12 protein-coding genes are annotated in these 13,436 nt (G+C 62.3%); 8 read left to right on the top strand and 4 right to left on the bottom strand.

The window, feature by feature from the left end:
• Nucleotides 1–25: 25 nt before the first annotated feature.
• Nucleotides 26–541 carry a hypothetical protein gene (locus tag E4021_RS09045; protein ID WP_136458596.1) on the bottom strand — a complete coding sequence of 172 codons (516 nt, stop codon included), beginning with the start codon at nt 539–541 and terminating at the stop codon, nt 26–28.
• 207 nt (nt 542–748) lie between these two features.
• Between E4021_RS09045 and E4021_RS09040 the strand changes: the two genes are divergently transcribed.
• The 3 genes from E4021_RS09040 to E4021_RS09030 are packed head-to-tail and all read left to right on the top strand — an operon-like array spanning nt 749 to nt 4,108.
• Nucleotides 749–2,188, top strand: coding sequence for an ATP-grasp domain-containing protein (locus tag E4021_RS09040; protein ID WP_136458594.1), 1,440 nt, complete (start codon nt 749–751; stop codon nt 2,186–2,188).
• Entirely contained in the window at nt 2,185–3,153 is a 969-nt protein-coding gene (locus E4021_RS09035) for an ATP-grasp domain-containing protein (protein ID WP_136458555.1), read from the top strand. Before E4021_RS09040 ends, E4021_RS09035 begins: the two co-directional genes overlap by 4 nt.
• Nucleotides 3,140–4,108, top strand: coding sequence for a succinylglutamate desuccinylase/aspartoacylase family protein (locus tag E4021_RS09030; RefSeq protein ID WP_136458553.1), 969 nt, complete (start codon nt 3,140–3,142; stop codon nt 4,106–4,108). Before E4021_RS09035 ends, E4021_RS09030 begins: the two co-directional genes overlap by 14 nt.
• Before the next feature lie 30 nt (nt 4,109–4,138).
• Here the strand turns inward: E4021_RS09030 and E4021_RS09025 are convergent, their stop codons facing one another.
• Both E4021_RS09025 and E4021_RS09020 read right to left on the bottom strand, forming a co-directional pair.
• Nucleotides 4,139–4,795, bottom strand: coding sequence for a DedA family protein (locus E4021_RS09025; RefSeq protein ID WP_136458551.1), 657 nt, complete (start codon nt 4,793–4,795; stop codon nt 4,139–4,141).
• A 41-nt stretch (nt 4,796–4,836) separates the two neighbouring features.
• A complete protein-coding gene (locus tag E4021_RS09020) occupies nt 4,837–5,352 on the bottom strand; it encodes a PepSY domain-containing protein (RefSeq protein ID WP_136458549.1) in 516 nt (171 codons plus the stop codon).
• A 168-nt stretch (nt 5,353–5,520) separates the two neighbouring features.
• Between E4021_RS09020 and E4021_RS09015 the strand changes: the two genes are divergently transcribed.
• The 5 genes from E4021_RS09015 to E4021_RS08995 all read left to right on the top strand — a co-directional run bounded on the left by E4021_RS09015 (nt 5,521) and on the right by E4021_RS08995 (nt 10,459).
• The gene (locus E4021_RS09015) at nt 5,521–7,026 is read left to right on the top strand and encodes an alpha-amylase family glycosyl hydrolase (RefSeq protein WP_136458547.1); all 1,506 of its coding nucleotides are present in this window, start codon (nt 5,521–5,523) and stop codon (nt 7,024–7,026) included.
• A gap of 42 nt (nt 7,027–7,068) precedes the next feature.
• Nucleotides 7,069–7,863 carry an SDR family NAD(P)-dependent oxidoreductase gene (locus tag E4021_RS09010; protein WP_136458545.1) on the top strand — a complete coding sequence of 265 codons (795 nt, stop codon included), beginning with the start codon at nt 7,069–7,071 and terminating at the stop codon, nt 7,861–7,863.
• A gap of 77 nt (nt 7,864–7,940) precedes the next feature.
• Nucleotides 7,941–8,531, top strand: coding sequence for a DinB family protein (locus tag E4021_RS09005; protein ID WP_136458543.1), 591 nt, complete (start codon nt 7,941–7,943; stop codon nt 8,529–8,531).
• A 54-nt stretch (nt 8,532–8,585) separates the two neighbouring features.
• Nucleotides 8,586–9,527: an NADP-dependent oxidoreductase gene (locus E4021_RS09000; protein ID WP_136458541.1), complete on the top strand. Its 942-nt coding sequence runs from the start codon at nt 8,586–8,588 to the stop codon at nt 9,525–9,527.
• A 329-nt stretch (nt 9,528–9,856) separates the two neighbouring features.
• Nucleotides 9,857–10,459 carry a trimeric intracellular cation channel family protein gene (locus E4021_RS08995; RefSeq protein WP_136458539.1) on the top strand — a complete coding sequence of 201 codons (603 nt, stop codon included), beginning with the start codon at nt 9,857–9,859 and terminating at the stop codon, nt 10,457–10,459.
• A 4-nt stretch (nt 10,460–10,463) separates the two neighbouring features.
• Here the strand turns inward: E4021_RS08995 and E4021_RS08990 are convergent, their stop codons facing one another.
• A complete protein-coding gene (locus tag E4021_RS08990; protein ID WP_136458537.1) occupies nt 10,464–13,376 on the bottom strand; it encodes an FAD-binding and (Fe-S)-binding domain-containing protein in 2,913 nt (970 codons plus the stop codon).
• Between the last annotated feature and the right edge of the window lie 60 nt (nt 13,377–13,436).

Below are 13,436 nucleotides of genomic sequence, written 5' to 3'. Positions count from 1 at the left end.
CCTTCGCGTGGTTGGCTTACCGAACTCAGTCTTCGCGCAGGTCGGAGACCAGGGCTTCTACCCGCTCCATAAAATCCCGGGCCGCGGGCACCGCTTCGTAGGTGCCGTGCCAGTCGTCATACACGTCCGATGTTTGCCGGTACCACCCCACGTAGGGGCAGCTGCCGTCGAAAGCCAGGGCATCGCACGCCTGCCGGGGCAGGGTGTCGAATGTTTCGGCGGGAAACTCACCGTAGAGGGTCGCGGCCTGGCGGGTAAGGGAGGGGTCCGCAAGCATGTCCCAGTTCCCCTCGTGGGTAGCAATGCTGTCGTAGTTAAAGCGGTTTTCCGGCTCGTTGCTTCTCAGGTGTTTGTAGCGGCCGGCGTAGAGCTTTCCGTCGGCGAAGCGGAAGTACGCTTCCGACCCGAACCCGCCGCGGTAACCGAAGATGAAGACGTCTTCGCCGCGCGCGTCGGTAGCGGAAGTGGCCGGCCGCTCCGCGCAGCCCGCGAGCAGGGCCAGCAAAAGCAGGCCCGATAAGAGGTATTGTAAGTTTCGCATATCTCTTTGATGTAGGCCGGCGCAGCACCCCTTGCGGGGGTTGTTCCTCGGGGCAAAGTACCCCGCGTGTACCGCACCGGTCCCGGCGAAGACGTTGCTGAAGGCGGCTGCGTTGGCGGGCCGGACAAAAATACACACACCGTATCACCCCGCGGTTTAACCTTTGCACCGTACCTGCGTTCGCGCACTTAAACCCAATAGCTTCTCTTGATTAATTCGCCCGTTAAAATCGTCGCTCCCGGTACCTTCAAGGCCGAGGCCCACTGGTACCCGAAGGCCCTGAACGCCACCATCCACCCGATGGTCAGCTTCTTCCTGAACCTCGACCGGGAGCGGATGGTATCGCGCTATTGCCACCTCAACCCCCTGGTGGACCCCGACGGATTGCGCAAGATGCTTACCTACCAGTGTAAGTTTTTCCTGTGGGGCGGTGCAGACCTCATCAACGCCACCACGGCCCATGGGCGGCGGCGCATGGTCATCATCGAGAACAACAGCTGCCCGTCCGGACAAAAATCGATGCCCCTGCTCGACGACCACCAGGAGGAGGGTGGCTACCGGGTCCTGATCGAGCGCACCTTCAAGCCGATGGTCGAAAAGCGGCAATCCAAAAAGGACGGTCGCCTGGCGGTGATCTACGACAAGAACCCCATGGAGGCCAGCGGGTACGCCGCCGCCATTGCCGACGCTTTTCAGGAGGACGTGCTCTACATAAGCGACTACCTCGGCGCCCCGGAACGCAACCTACGGGTGGAAGACGGCTGGCTCTTTGCCCTGCACGAGGGAGAGTGGCTGCGCCTGCGGGGGGCTTTCCGCTACGTCACCCAGCGGCCCTGGACGCGCCTGCCCACCAACTGCAAAACGCGGATCCTGAACCCCATCGTCACCTGCCTCGCCGGCGGGCGCAACAAGATGGTGGCGGCCAAGGCCTACGACATGTTCAACGGGGAGATCCGGAAGTACGGCCTAAAAATCCACACGCCCGAAACGATCTGGGACGTCAGCCACGACGAAATACCCCTTTGGGTTGCCAAACTCGGCGGACAGGCCGTGGTCAAGGTGCCCTACAGCAACGCCGGACAGGGAGTATACACCATCACCAATCCGCGGGAGCTGGAGGAATTCATGAACGAACCGATCGACTACGAGCGCTTCATCGTGCAAAGCCTCATCGGCAACTACAACTGGAGCTCTTCCGGGGGCGAGGGCAAGTTCTTCCACGTAGGCACCATCCCCGACAAAAAAGGACGTACCTACGTGAGCGACGTCCGCCTCATGGTCAGCAGTACCGAAAGCGGCATCCGCCCGCTGTGCTGCTACAGCCGCCGCGCGGGCACCCCCCTGGCCGATCAGCTCGACGGCTCGGCCGAGTCGTGGGAGATGCTCGGCACCAACCTCTCGGAAAAACTCGGCGACAACCAGTGGACGAGCGACACCGACCGCCTGCTGCTGATGGACCGCCGCGATTTCAACAAACTGGGGATCGGGCTCGACGACCTCATCGAGGCTTACATCCAGACGGTTTTGAGCACCATCGCCATCGACCAGATGGCCCAAAAACTGTTCAACAGTAAGGGCAAGTTCAGCCTGCGCCTCTTCTCCAGCCTGAACGACGACCCCACCCTGCTTTCCGAAATCCTTCCATGAAGCGCCTGACTTTCCTCGTCCTTACCGACCACAGCGGTCACTCCGATCAAAACTCGCTGTACGCCCTGGTCAATACCCTGGCGGACGATCCGCGTTGTGCCCGGGTCGATCTGGCCAGTCGGGGGCATGCGGTCAACCGCGACTTCTTTGCGGGCGGCGGCGCGCGGGTGCACGGCTTTACCGTAAAGCAAAGCTTGCGCTACCTACCGGACGGCAGTGGATTTCAGCACGGGCTTTCCGAGCTTGATCCTGCCGACTACGACGTGGTCTGGCTGCGGCTCCCCCACCCGGTGGGCGAAGGCTTTTTCAACCGGCTCTCGGAGCGACTGCGCGATTGCGCCCCGCTGGTAGTAAATGATCCCGAGGGTATACGGGCCACCAGTACCAAGGCTTTCCTGACCAACTTTCCGGACCTGACGCCCCCGACCCGCCTCGTGGCGACGCCCGGCGAAGTGGCCGCTTTCGCGGGAGAGTTCCCTATCGTGCTCAAGCCGCTTCGCGCCTACGGGGGCCACGGGATCGTGCGGGTCGACCACCCTGAGCAGGACGTGGAGGAGCTTTTCCCCACGGGGGGCACCGCCTATCTGGCCATGAAGTTCCTGAAGAACGTGAGTGAGGGCGACAAGCGCATCCTCGTGGTCAACGGTCGCATTCTGGCCGCTTCCCTGCGCATTCCGCCGCCCGGTGAATGGCTGTGCAACGTGGCCCAGGGTGGCCGCTCGGTGGCCGCCGAGGTGACGCCCCGGGAGCAGGCCATGGTCGATGCACTCACTCCCCACCTGCTCGACCATGGCATCTGCTTTGCGGGCATTGATACGCTGGTCAACGACTTCGGCGAGCGGGTGCTCTCCGAAATAAATACGCTAAGCATCGGCGGATTTCCTCAGGCCGAAGCCCAGACCGGCCGGCCCATTCTCCGGCAGGCCATTGACGAACTATTCTCCTACTGCTATGACCGCTGCTAACACCGAAATCCCCACCATCCTGAGTCTCGAAGAGATCGACCAGCCGCCCGCCACGATCCGGAAGTACTGGTTGCGGGTCATCAGCGACGGACTGGGGGAACCCGTCCGGGTACCCATCCTCTGCGCCCGCGGCAGTGAGGATGGCCCCACCCTGGGGGTGACCGCCGCCGTACACGGCGACGAATTGAACGGCATCCGGATTATCCAGCGCCTGTTTGCGGACCTGGACGTGACCCAACTGCGGGGCACAATTATGGGCGTACTGGTGGTCAACGTGCCGGCCTTTCTGCGGCAGACCCGCGTGTATACCGACGGTTTCGACTTGAACCACGTGATGCCCGGCAAGGAGAACGGACGCGCCAGTGAGGTGTATGCCTTCCGGCTGATGGACCGCGTCATCCGGCATTTCGACTTCCTGCTCGACCTGCACACGGCCAGCCGCGGCCGGGTGAATACCTACTACGTGCGGGCCGATATGTCGCAGGAGACCACCCGCCAACTGGCCATTTTGCAGAATCCCCAGTTGATCGTCCACAATCCCCCGAGCGACGGCACCCTGCGGGGGGCCGCCGATGCTTTGGATATCCCGGCCGTAACGCTGGAGGTGGGCAACCCCGGCGTCTACCAGCGGCAGCTCATCCGCAATGGTACCGAAGGGGTACACAACGTACTCTCCTACCTGAAGATGACCCGCGACGAGATTATTGCCCCTGTATCTCCGCCCGTAATCTGCAAGCGCAGCTACTGGATCTACACCCACACGGGAGGATTGCTGACCCTTGAGGTCGAACTGCTGCGGGCCCTGAAGGCCGGCGACCTGATCGCCACCCAGCGCGACGTCTTCGGCAGCCTGAAAGAACAGTACCTGGCCCCAGAAGACGGGGTGGTGATCGGCAAGAGCACCATGCCGGTGAACCGCAGCGGGGGCCGCGTCCTGCACCTCGGCATACTTTGACGGCGATCGCGCGCGACCGAGATTAATCCCCTAGCCTGTCCGGCCTGCGCGTCTCTGCCGGTACGTGCGTACCAGTTTGACGATGGCCGAGACGGCCAGGCCGGTCACGAAGACGGCCGCCAGGCCGATCACCAGCAAACTCGGGTGGTCACGGACGAAGGGAACGTTGCCCAGGAAGTATCCCAGCGCCACCAGCGAGCCCACCCACAGGGCGGCGCTCAGAAAGTTGTAGCGGGCGAAGCGGGCGGCATCCATTTCCGAGACCCCGGCAATGAAGGGCACCAGGGCTTTGACAATGGGCAGAAAACGGGAGGTGAACAGGGCGGTGGCTCCAAACTTGCGGTAAAAGGCATGCGCCCGGAAATAGTGCTTCCGGTTGAGCCAGGTGAATCGCTCAAACAGCACGGGCCCGAGCCGGTGACCGAGCCGGTAGCCGGTCCAGGCCCCCAGGGTAGCCGCGATCGTCAGCAAGCCAAAGATGATCCAGGGGTTCAGCAGCGCGGCGGCGCAGAGTACGCCAATGGCAAACAGCAAACCGTCGCCGGGGAAGAATGGCGCCAGCGGGAAGAAGGCCGTTTCCGTATAGATCACCGCAAAGAGCAGCCCATACGTGGCTACGGGGTAGAGCAAGGTCGCCTGCCGCAGACTGTCGTCAATGTGAAAGAAAAAATCCGCTAGCTCACCCATGTACCTGGAATAATCGTACAGCCGCGGTTAATGTTTCAGCCTTACACAAACAAGAGGATGAGCGTGAGGACAACCCCCGCCGCGGTGTAGATAAGTCCCTTCTGCAGAATACGACCGCCGGGAAGGAACATCCAGAAGGCCGAAATCACGAAAAAGAGCAGCGACAGACCGAAAAAGATGTTGAAATAGAACAAGGTGCTTTTGGTATTTGCCTTGTGCAGGTGCGTCATTTTGTCCAGTAGAAAGGGTAGCTTCATTTCCTGTTTGGTGGATACGCCGGTGGCCGCGTTGTAAGTAGCCCCCGCAAAGTAGAGCACTTCGCCCTCCGCACGCTCCACCGTAGCTTCTTTCAGGCGCAGTTCCTCGGCCACCGCCTCCGGCTCCAAATTGGCCTCGAGTTGCCGCTCCACGGTCTCTTCGTGCTTCAGAAAATTGGTGTTGCGAAAGATCAATACAATGCCGCTGATAGCGTAGACAGCCATGACACCGGCCAAAAAGAATCCCAGGTAACGGTGCAGAATGCGCATGGTGGCGCTGGTCGGACGGGAGGAAGCCATGTAAGTCGGGGTTATTTGGAATTAGTCTAATAAACCACAAAGTTAAACTTCGCGCCGATTTGTCCTACCGCGACTAAAAATTTAACCTTGCGCCACCAAACAACGGGCCTGTTCCGACCTTCCAATTCATTGCCTCGCGCAACCTCATTCCCTTACCAATTTTCAGTCATGCTTCGTATACCTTTCCTTCCCTCGCTTGGTCTGACCGCCCTTACGACCTTCCTGTTTTTCACCGCCTGCGAGCCCCGGCCCGAGACGGATGCCGGCCTGGGAGTCAGCACCGCGGAGGAAACGCCGGTAGCCGATATGGCGGTGGAGCCGCGGGTGCCGGAATGGGAAAAGGATGCCGTGATCTATGAGGTCAACCTGCGGCATTACACGCCCGAGGGCACCTTTGCTGCTTTTGAGTCCCACATCCCCCGCCTGGCGGAGATGGGCGTTGACGTGCTGTGGTTCATGCCCATCCACCCGATCAGTGAGAAGAACCGCAAAGGAGAGATGGGCAGTCCGTACGCCGTGGCCAATTACACCGGAGTCAACCCCGACTTTGGTACCCTGGCCGATTTCAAGTCGATGATCGAGGCCGTTCACGACGCCGGGATGTATGCCATCATCGACTGGATCCCCAACCATTCGGGCTGGGACAACAACTGGATCACCGAACACCCCGATTTTTACACGAAGAAGGACGGCAAGATCACCGATCCCATTAATCCTGGTACCGGCGAAAGCTGGGGCTGGACCGACGTTGCCGACCTGAACTACGACAATCCCGAGTTGCGCGACAGCATGATCGCCGCCATGCAGTTCTGGGTCCGGGAAGCGGACATCGACGGGTTTCGCGTCGACGTCGCCCACGGTATTCCGGTAGACTTTATCGAGCACGCCGCCGACTCCCTTTACCGCATGAAGCCGCTCTTTATGCTGGCGGAAGCCGAAGTGCCGGAGATCGTCAATAACGGGGCCTTCGTTATGGACTACGGTTGGGAGATGCACCACGTGCTCAACCAGATCGCCAGCAGCCAGGGCGCGAGCCGCGCCGCCGCCACCGACGGCAGCAATATCGCCCGCGAGGAGGCCAAGGCCGAAGACAAAGCCACAGCCCTGGATATCGACCGGGTCCTGGAAAAGTACAACGATCAGTACCGGCGCGGCTACAAGATGATGTTCACCTCCAACCACGACGAGAACTCCTGGTCGGGAACCGAATTCCAGCGCATGGGTGAGGGCCACAAGGCCTTTGCGGTCTTGACTGCCACCTTCTCCGGTATGCCGCTCATTTACACCGGGCAGGAATCCGCCGTAGACAAGCAATTCGAGTTCTTCACCAAGGACGAAGTAGAATGGGGTAATTACGAGTACGCCGATTTCTACAAGACGCTCTTTGACCTCAAGGAACGCAACCAGGCCCTCTGGAACGGTAGCTACGGCGGCGAACTGGTCAAGATCCAGACCGGCAACGACGAAAACATATACGCCTTCACCCGCGAAAAGAACGGCGACCGGGTGGTCGTCATGATCAACCTCTCCGCCGACCCACAATCGTTCGAACTCGGCGAGGGCGATTACCGTGGCACCTACACCGACGTATTCAACAAACAGCAGGTCGAAGTACAGCCCGGCATGCAGCGGCAACTCGGGCCCTGGGAGTACACCGTGCTTTCCAACCGCTAGGGCCGGAGCCGAACCTCGCTTTTGCCGCGGGGTTACTGGAGTATGGACCTGAAGATTAAGAACCGTACAGCCCTTATCACCGGCGCCGCCGGCGGCATGGGTGAAGCCACCGCCCGCCTGCTCCTCGACGAAGGGGTCCGACTGATCCTGACCGACATCGACGAAGACGGCTTGGCCAAGACCGCCAACCGCCTCGGCGGGGGCGACCGAATATCCACCGTGGTGGCCGACCTCACCCGCCCGGAAGGAGTAAAGGCCGTGACCAAGGCGGCCGGAGAGATCGATATCCTGGTGCACACCTGTGGCGTAACCGGCGCCAAGGGCGATCCGCTGGAGGAGGTGAGCCTCGACGATTACCGTGAGGCCTTCGAGGTTGATTTCCTGACCGGCGTACAGATGGCCCGCAGTTTTATTCCCGGCATGCGGAAGCGCGGCTGGGGCCGGGCCGTATTCGTCACTTCCGAGAACGTGGCGCAGCCCTACTCCGACGAAGCCGTCTACAACGCCGCCAAAGCCGCGCTGCTTACTTTTGTGAAGGGCATGGCCCAACTGTACGCCATCGACGGCGTGTGCATCAATTCCGTAGCCCCGGCCTTCATCAAAACAGGCATGACGGACGGTATGATGGAAAAGCGCGCCAAGAAACTCGACACCAGCGTGGACGTGGCGGTCAATACTTTCCTCAACGAGCAACGCCCCCACCTGGTCCTGCACCGCCGGGGCAGGGCCGAGGAAGTGGCTGCCGTAATCGCCTTCCTGTGTTCCGAGCTGGCCAGTTTTGTGGTCGGTGCCAACTACCGGGTCGACGGCGGCTCCGTACAGTCGATTCAGCTGTAAAGGAAGGAGCAGGGTTACCCCTTGATGATGCACCGTTGGGTGGAATTACCCTCGCCAACGGTACCTACCTTTGGGCGATGCGCCACTTTCCTTTGCTTCTTCTGGTCCTTGTACCGCTCCTGCGCTGCGGCGCCCAAAGCGACACGCTGCCCTACGCCGATATTTCCGCCTACCCCACCGATTACACGCCCGGCAGTGTCCTGTCCCGAATGATCGACGCACTGGGGTTCCGGTACTACTGGGCCACCCACGGACTGCGCGATGAGGACCTGGCGTACCGGCCAACCTCTGACGGACGCAGTACCATCGAAACCCTGGAACACATCCAGGGGCTCAGCGATATGATCCTCAGCGCGGCCCGCCGCGATACCCTAGGGCGGGGAGATAGAGAACCGACCAGCGACTTCAATGAACTGCGGGAGCGTACCCTTCGCGGTCTAGAGGAAGCCAGCCGTCTATTCCGCGGGCAGTCCGCAACCGGGCTGGCGGAACAACGCCTGCGCTTTTCCGCGGGCGCTAGTTATTCCGAATTCCCCGTCTGGAACCTCATCAACGGCCCCCTGGCCGACGCTATTTACCACACCGGCCAACTGGTCGTTTTCCGGCGCGCCTCGGGTAACCCCGCCGACCCCCGCGTAAACCACTTTCGGGGCCGGGTCGGCGACTGAGCCAACCTCTGACCGAGCCTTACGTTTCAGAGGTCTGACGTAAATATCGCCCCTATGCGTGCCTATACCCTCACTTCTCCCGACGGACCCGACGGTCTTACGCTCCGTGATCTGCCGGATCCCACCCCGGGGGCACACGAGGTGTCGCTGGAGGTGCGCGCCATCAGCCTTAATCCCGTAGATTTCAAGACCGGCCGGGGCAAGGCCCTCTACGGTTCCCTGCAAACCCAAGAAAACCTGATCCTGGGCTGGGATGTCTCCGGCCTGGTCCGCGAAGTGGGGGCGGATGTGACGGCTTTCCGGCCGGGCGACGCCGTATTTGGTATGGTCAACTTCCCCGGCCACGGTCGCGCCTACGCCACCCACGTAGTGGCTCCGGCCGCGCACCTGGCCCAGAAACCGGAAGGGATCAGCCACGCGGAAGCCGCCGCGGCTACCCTGGCGGCCCTGACCGCCTGGCAAAACCTGTACGAACTGGCCGACGTGCAGGCCGGACAGCGCGTACTCGTCCACGCGGCCGGTGGCGGGGTCGGTCACTTCGCCGTCCAACTGGCCCGGGAGCGGGGGGCCTACGTGATCGGTACGTCCTCGGGGAGTAAGCGCGACTTCGTGCTCGAACTGGGTGCCGATGAACACGTCGATTACGAGCAGCAGCGGTTTGAAGATGTGCTGGAGCCGGTTGACCTGGTGCTGGACTCGCTGGGGCCAGAACACCTGTTGCGGTCGCTGCAGATCGTGAAACCGGGCGGCCGGCTGATGACCATCGCGGCGGGCCTAAGCGATACCCTGCAGGAGCGCGCCGAATGGAAGACGGTGGCCCTCAATCATCACCTCGTAAAATCCAACGGTGAGCAAATGGCCGCCATCGCCGCCCGCCTGGCCGACGGCAGGCTGCGCGCCCATGTGTCCCAGACCTACTCTTTCGAGCAGTTGCCCAGCGCCCTGCGCGAACTCGAGGGCGGCAAGGCACAGGGTAAGATCGTCGTGGAAGTTTGATCGCCCTACCCTGAGCACCGTCCAGCACACGGATCGTACCTTTTGTAACAATTGTCAGGACATCCTTGGTTAGGCCGGCGCTTAAATAGTCCTTTGCGCCACCGAACGACACCCCCCTCTGGGGCCCGGGGTTTCACCTTTTATGGGTGAATATTCCACCACGTTCTTCGGTCCTCCCGTACGGTAGGTTTTTTATTTTCCCCTCACCCCAAATGAACCATCATGCGAAGAATATTACTCCTGAACCTAGCCGGGATACGGCTTTGGAACTGAGCGGCAACCCGCGGCCCGGACGGGGTGTTGGGTGACCTCACCTCATAAGCCCGCCCGTGAACTGGATCTATCCCCTTGACCTTATCGGCACCTTTGTATTTGCCGTGTCCGGCGTCCTGACCGCGATCGATAAACGCTTCGACCTGGTGGGCTCCCTGATCATCGGTTTCGTGACGGCCGTAGGCGGGGGTACACTGCGCGACCTGCTGATCGGCCGGTTCCCGGTGGGTTGGCTCACCAACCGGCACTACTTTCTGGTCATTGCCGGCGGGCTGCTGGCGGCATATCTGTTCCGGGGTACGATCCTGAAGCTCCGGCGCAGCATGTTCCTGTTCGACACCATCGGCATTGCGGTATTCACGGTGCTGGGCGTGCGCACCACCTTGGCCGCGGGCCTCAATGTGGAAGTGTGCCTCATCATGGGCGTAGTGTCGGCCGTATTCGGCGGGGTGCTGCGCGATGTACTGACCAACGAGGTACCGCTGATCTTCCGCAAGGAGATCTACGCCACGGCCTGTCTGGCCGGCGGGATCGTTTATCTCGGACTGGAATCGGTCACCCAGCTGCCTTCGCTGAGCACCGTCGTGGCTATTCTGACGGTGCTGATCATTCGCTACGTATCGGTGCGGCGTGGTTGGTCGCTGCGCGTAGGGGTGTAATTTCCTACCAACTGTCGAGCAGTATCTCCGCCGCGTGCCAGGCCCGTTCCCCAAGTTCGTCCTTGACCGTATGCCGGCAACTGGTTCCGGAGGCCACCAGCAGGGTATCCGGGAAGCGGTCGCGGAGCTTGGAGAGCAGCGACTGTTCGGCGATGGTGCGGCTCACCTCGTAGTGCTCGGCTTCATAGCCGAAGCTACCGGCCATACCGCAGCACCCGCTATCGAGGAGCGATACCGTATAGTTAGGCGGCAGCGAAAGTACCGCCGCGCATTTGCCGGCCTCCCCGATTGCCTTTTCGTGGCAGTGAACGTGGACGACCAGCCGGCGGGACCGGGTACCGAAATCTTCCGGGCCCAGCCGGCCCAGGCTGAGTTCCCGGTACAGCCACTCATCAAATGTGAAGCAGTGGGTGCCCAGCACGGTGGCCTGGGTTTGCAGTTCTCCCCGCAGCAGCTTGGGGTATTCGTCGCGGAAGCCCAGGATGGCCGAGGGTTCCAGTCCGACCAGGGGGGCGTCCTCCCCCACTCGATTGCGGAAACAAAGGACGTTGTCGGTGGCGCGTCGTCGGGCCTCCCGCAGCAAGCCCTTGCTCAATTGTGCCCGCCCACTGCCGGCGTGGTCCGGCCACAGGACCTCGTAGCCCAGCTTCCACCACAGTCGCAGGGCCGCCTTCCCTACGGCCACATCCTGGTAGTTGATGAACTCATCGCCGAAAAAGTACAGTCGGCCCCGCCCGCCGGTCTCAGTTGCGGGTCGCTCGCGGGTGTAGAAGGTGCGCAGCGATTCTTCCGGGAAGCGCGGCAGTGAGCGGCCGGCGGCGATACCGGCCATTCGCTTCACCAGGGGTCCGGTAAGGTCGAGCAGCGCATTGGCCAGTCCCGGCACCTTACCGCCCAGCCGGTACAGCGTCTCGTTGGCCGCGATCAGGCGGGTGCGCAGGGAGGTACCTTCCTTTTGTTGGTTTTGGAAGAGGTATTCCGCCTTCAAGTTGGTCATATTGACCGTACTTGGGCACTCGCTGGTGCAGGCTTTGCAACTCAGGCAGAGGTCCATCGCCTCGGCCAGGGCCGGGTGGGTGAAGGGGTCCTCGTGCTGGTTTTGGGTAAGCAGTTCGCGCAGTACGTTGGCGCGGCCGCGGGTGCTGTCTTTTTCGTTCAGCGTGGCGCGGAAGCTCGGGCACATGGCGCCCCCCGAAAGTTTGCGGCAATCGCCCGATCCGTTGCACTTCTCGGCCGAGCGCAGCAGGCCGGCGTCGTCGCTGAAGTCCAGTTCCGTGCGGTAATCGGTTTCCGATGCGTCGGCTTCGTAGCGCAGGCTCTCGTTCATCGGGGGCGCTTCCACGATCTTGCCGGGGTTGAAGAGGCCCTCGGGATCCCAGGTACGCTTCAGCTCCACCAGCAGGGCATACACTTCTTCTCCGAGCATTTCCCGGAGGAACTGGGCGCGCACGCGTCCGTCGCCGTGCTCGCCGCTGAGGCTGCCGCGGTATTTCTTCACCAGGCGGGCAACGTCGCGGGTGATTTCGTAGAAGCGTTGGCGGTCGGTGGTCTCCTTGAGGTTCAGGATGGGGCGCAGGTGCAGTTCTCCGGCACCGGCGTGGGCGTAAAAGACGGGCGATTGCCGGTACACCCGCATGAGCTCCTCGAATTCGGCGATGTAATCGGCCAGGTCGGGCAGGGCCACCGCGGTGTCTTCGATACAGGCCACGGCCTTGGCGTCGCCGACCATATTACCCAGGATGCCCAGGCCGGCGGCGCGCAGGTTCCATACCTGGTTGGTTCGGCTTTGGCCGGCGAGCGCGGGTGCCGCGTAGGGGGGCTCGGCGAGCAATCCGGGTTCGGTGAGCCGTTCGCCGAGTGCGGTGGCTTGCGCGAGGGCTTGCTCGTCGGTAGCGGCGCGGTATTCCACCAGCAGCAGGGCACGGGGGTTGCCCTCTACGAAGGAGGCGTTCCTGCGCTGGTCGTGGTTCTGCAGGGCGAGTTGGAGGATGGTGTCGTCCATGAGCTCGCACATGAACGGTTCGGTAAGCATGGCCTGCTGGGTCGCGCGCAGGCTGGCGTCGATACTGCGAAAGTGCAGGGCCACCACCGCGGACCCTTCCGGGGGCAGGGGCAGGATATTGACCTTCAGGCGGGTGGTCAGGGCCAGGGTACCTTCGGATCCGGCCAGCAGGGCACAGAGGTTGAGGGGTGGACCGGCAGGATCGTAGGGCGCCTGCCGCGCCAGTGCGTCGAGGGCGTAGCCGTTGTTGCGGCGGGTAACGCCGGCTTTGGGGTAAGCATTAAGGATGCGTCCGCGCAGGGAATTGTCGGCCAGGGTGCGGTCGAGGAAACCATATACCCCGGCGAGTAGGGGGGAATCCGGCACCCGCGCGCCGGCGCCCAGGGTATGTACGGTTCCGTCGGAGAGCACCACCCGGGCTTCCAGGGCGTGCTCGCGGGTGCTGCCTACGGTGATGCTGGTGCTTCCGCAGCTGTTGTTGCCAAACATCCCGCCCAGCGTGCAGCGGTTGGCGGTGCTGGTATTGGGTCCGAACCAGTAGCCGTAGGGGCGCAGGGCCGCGTTGAGCTGGTCGCGGATCACGCCGGGCTCGACGATGGCGTAGCGCGCTTCCGGATTGATCTCCACTATATTGCGGAGGTGCCGGCTCACGTCAAGTACCAGCCCGGAGCCGACCGCCTGCCCGGCCAGACTGGTGCCTCCGGCCCGCGGCGTAATGGGGATGCGGTGCGCCCGGCAGAAGTCGACACAGGCTATTATGTCCGCCTCGTGACGGGGGAAAGCCACGGCGCGGGGCACCTCCCGGTAAACGCTCGCGTCGGTAGCGTAGAGGATACGGTGAAGGTCGTCGGTTTCCAGTTCGCCCGCCAGGCGGGCGGCCAGATCGGACCAGGGCGGTGACGGCGTTTCAGGCATGGGGTGAATGTACGGCGCGGCCCCGATCCGCCGCAGCGAGGGGCTTCACAATAAGCAGCG

It is taken from the genome of Neolewinella litorea (assembly GCF_004803465.1).
In the GTDB taxonomy this organism is placed as follows: Bacteria; Bacteroidota; Bacteroidia; order Chitinophagales; family Saprospiraceae; genus Neolewinella; species Neolewinella litorea.
The sequence above is the reverse complement of the archived record's forward strand: the minus strand, read 5'-3'. Positions and strand labels throughout refer to the sequence as shown.

Bases quoted from the DNA above. Each gene is read 5' to 3' on its own strand.
- E4021_RS09045 (WP_136458596.1), bottom strand. From the start codon at position 541: ATGCGAAACTTACAATACCTCTTATCGGGCCTGCTTTTGCTGGCCCTG.
- E4021_RS09035 (WP_136458555.1), top strand. From the start codon at position 2,185: ATGAAGCGCCTGACTTTCCTCGTCCTTACCGACCACAGCGGTCACTCC.
- E4021_RS09030 (WP_136458553.1), top strand. From the start codon at position 3,140: ATGACCGCTGCTAACACCGAAATCCCCACCATCCTGAGTCTCGAAGAG.
- E4021_RS09025 (WP_136458551.1), bottom strand. From the start codon at position 4,795: ATGGGTGAGCTAGCGGATTTTTTCTTTCACATTGACGACAGTCTGCGG.
- E4021_RS09020 (WP_136458549.1), bottom strand. From the start codon at position 5,352: ATGGCTTCCTCCCGTCCGACCAGCGCCACCATGCGCATTCTGCACCGT.
- E4021_RS09015 (WP_136458547.1), top strand. From the start codon at position 5,521: ATGCTTCGTATACCTTTCCTTCCCTCGCTTGGTCTGACCGCCCTTACG.
- E4021_RS09010 (WP_136458545.1), top strand. From the start codon at position 7,069: ATGGACCTGAAGATTAAGAACCGTACAGCCCTTATCACCGGCGCCGCC.
- E4021_RS09005 (WP_136458543.1), top strand. From the start codon at position 7,941: ATGCGCCACTTTCCTTTGCTTCTTCTGGTCCTTGTACCGCTCCTGCGC.
- E4021_RS09000 (WP_136458541.1), top strand. From the start codon at position 8,586: ATGCGTGCCTATACCCTCACTTCTCCCGACGGACCCGACGGTCTTACG.
- E4021_RS08990 (WP_136458537.1), bottom strand. From the start codon at position 13,376: ATGCCTGAAACGCCGTCACCGCCCTGGTCCGATCTGGCCGCCCGCCTG.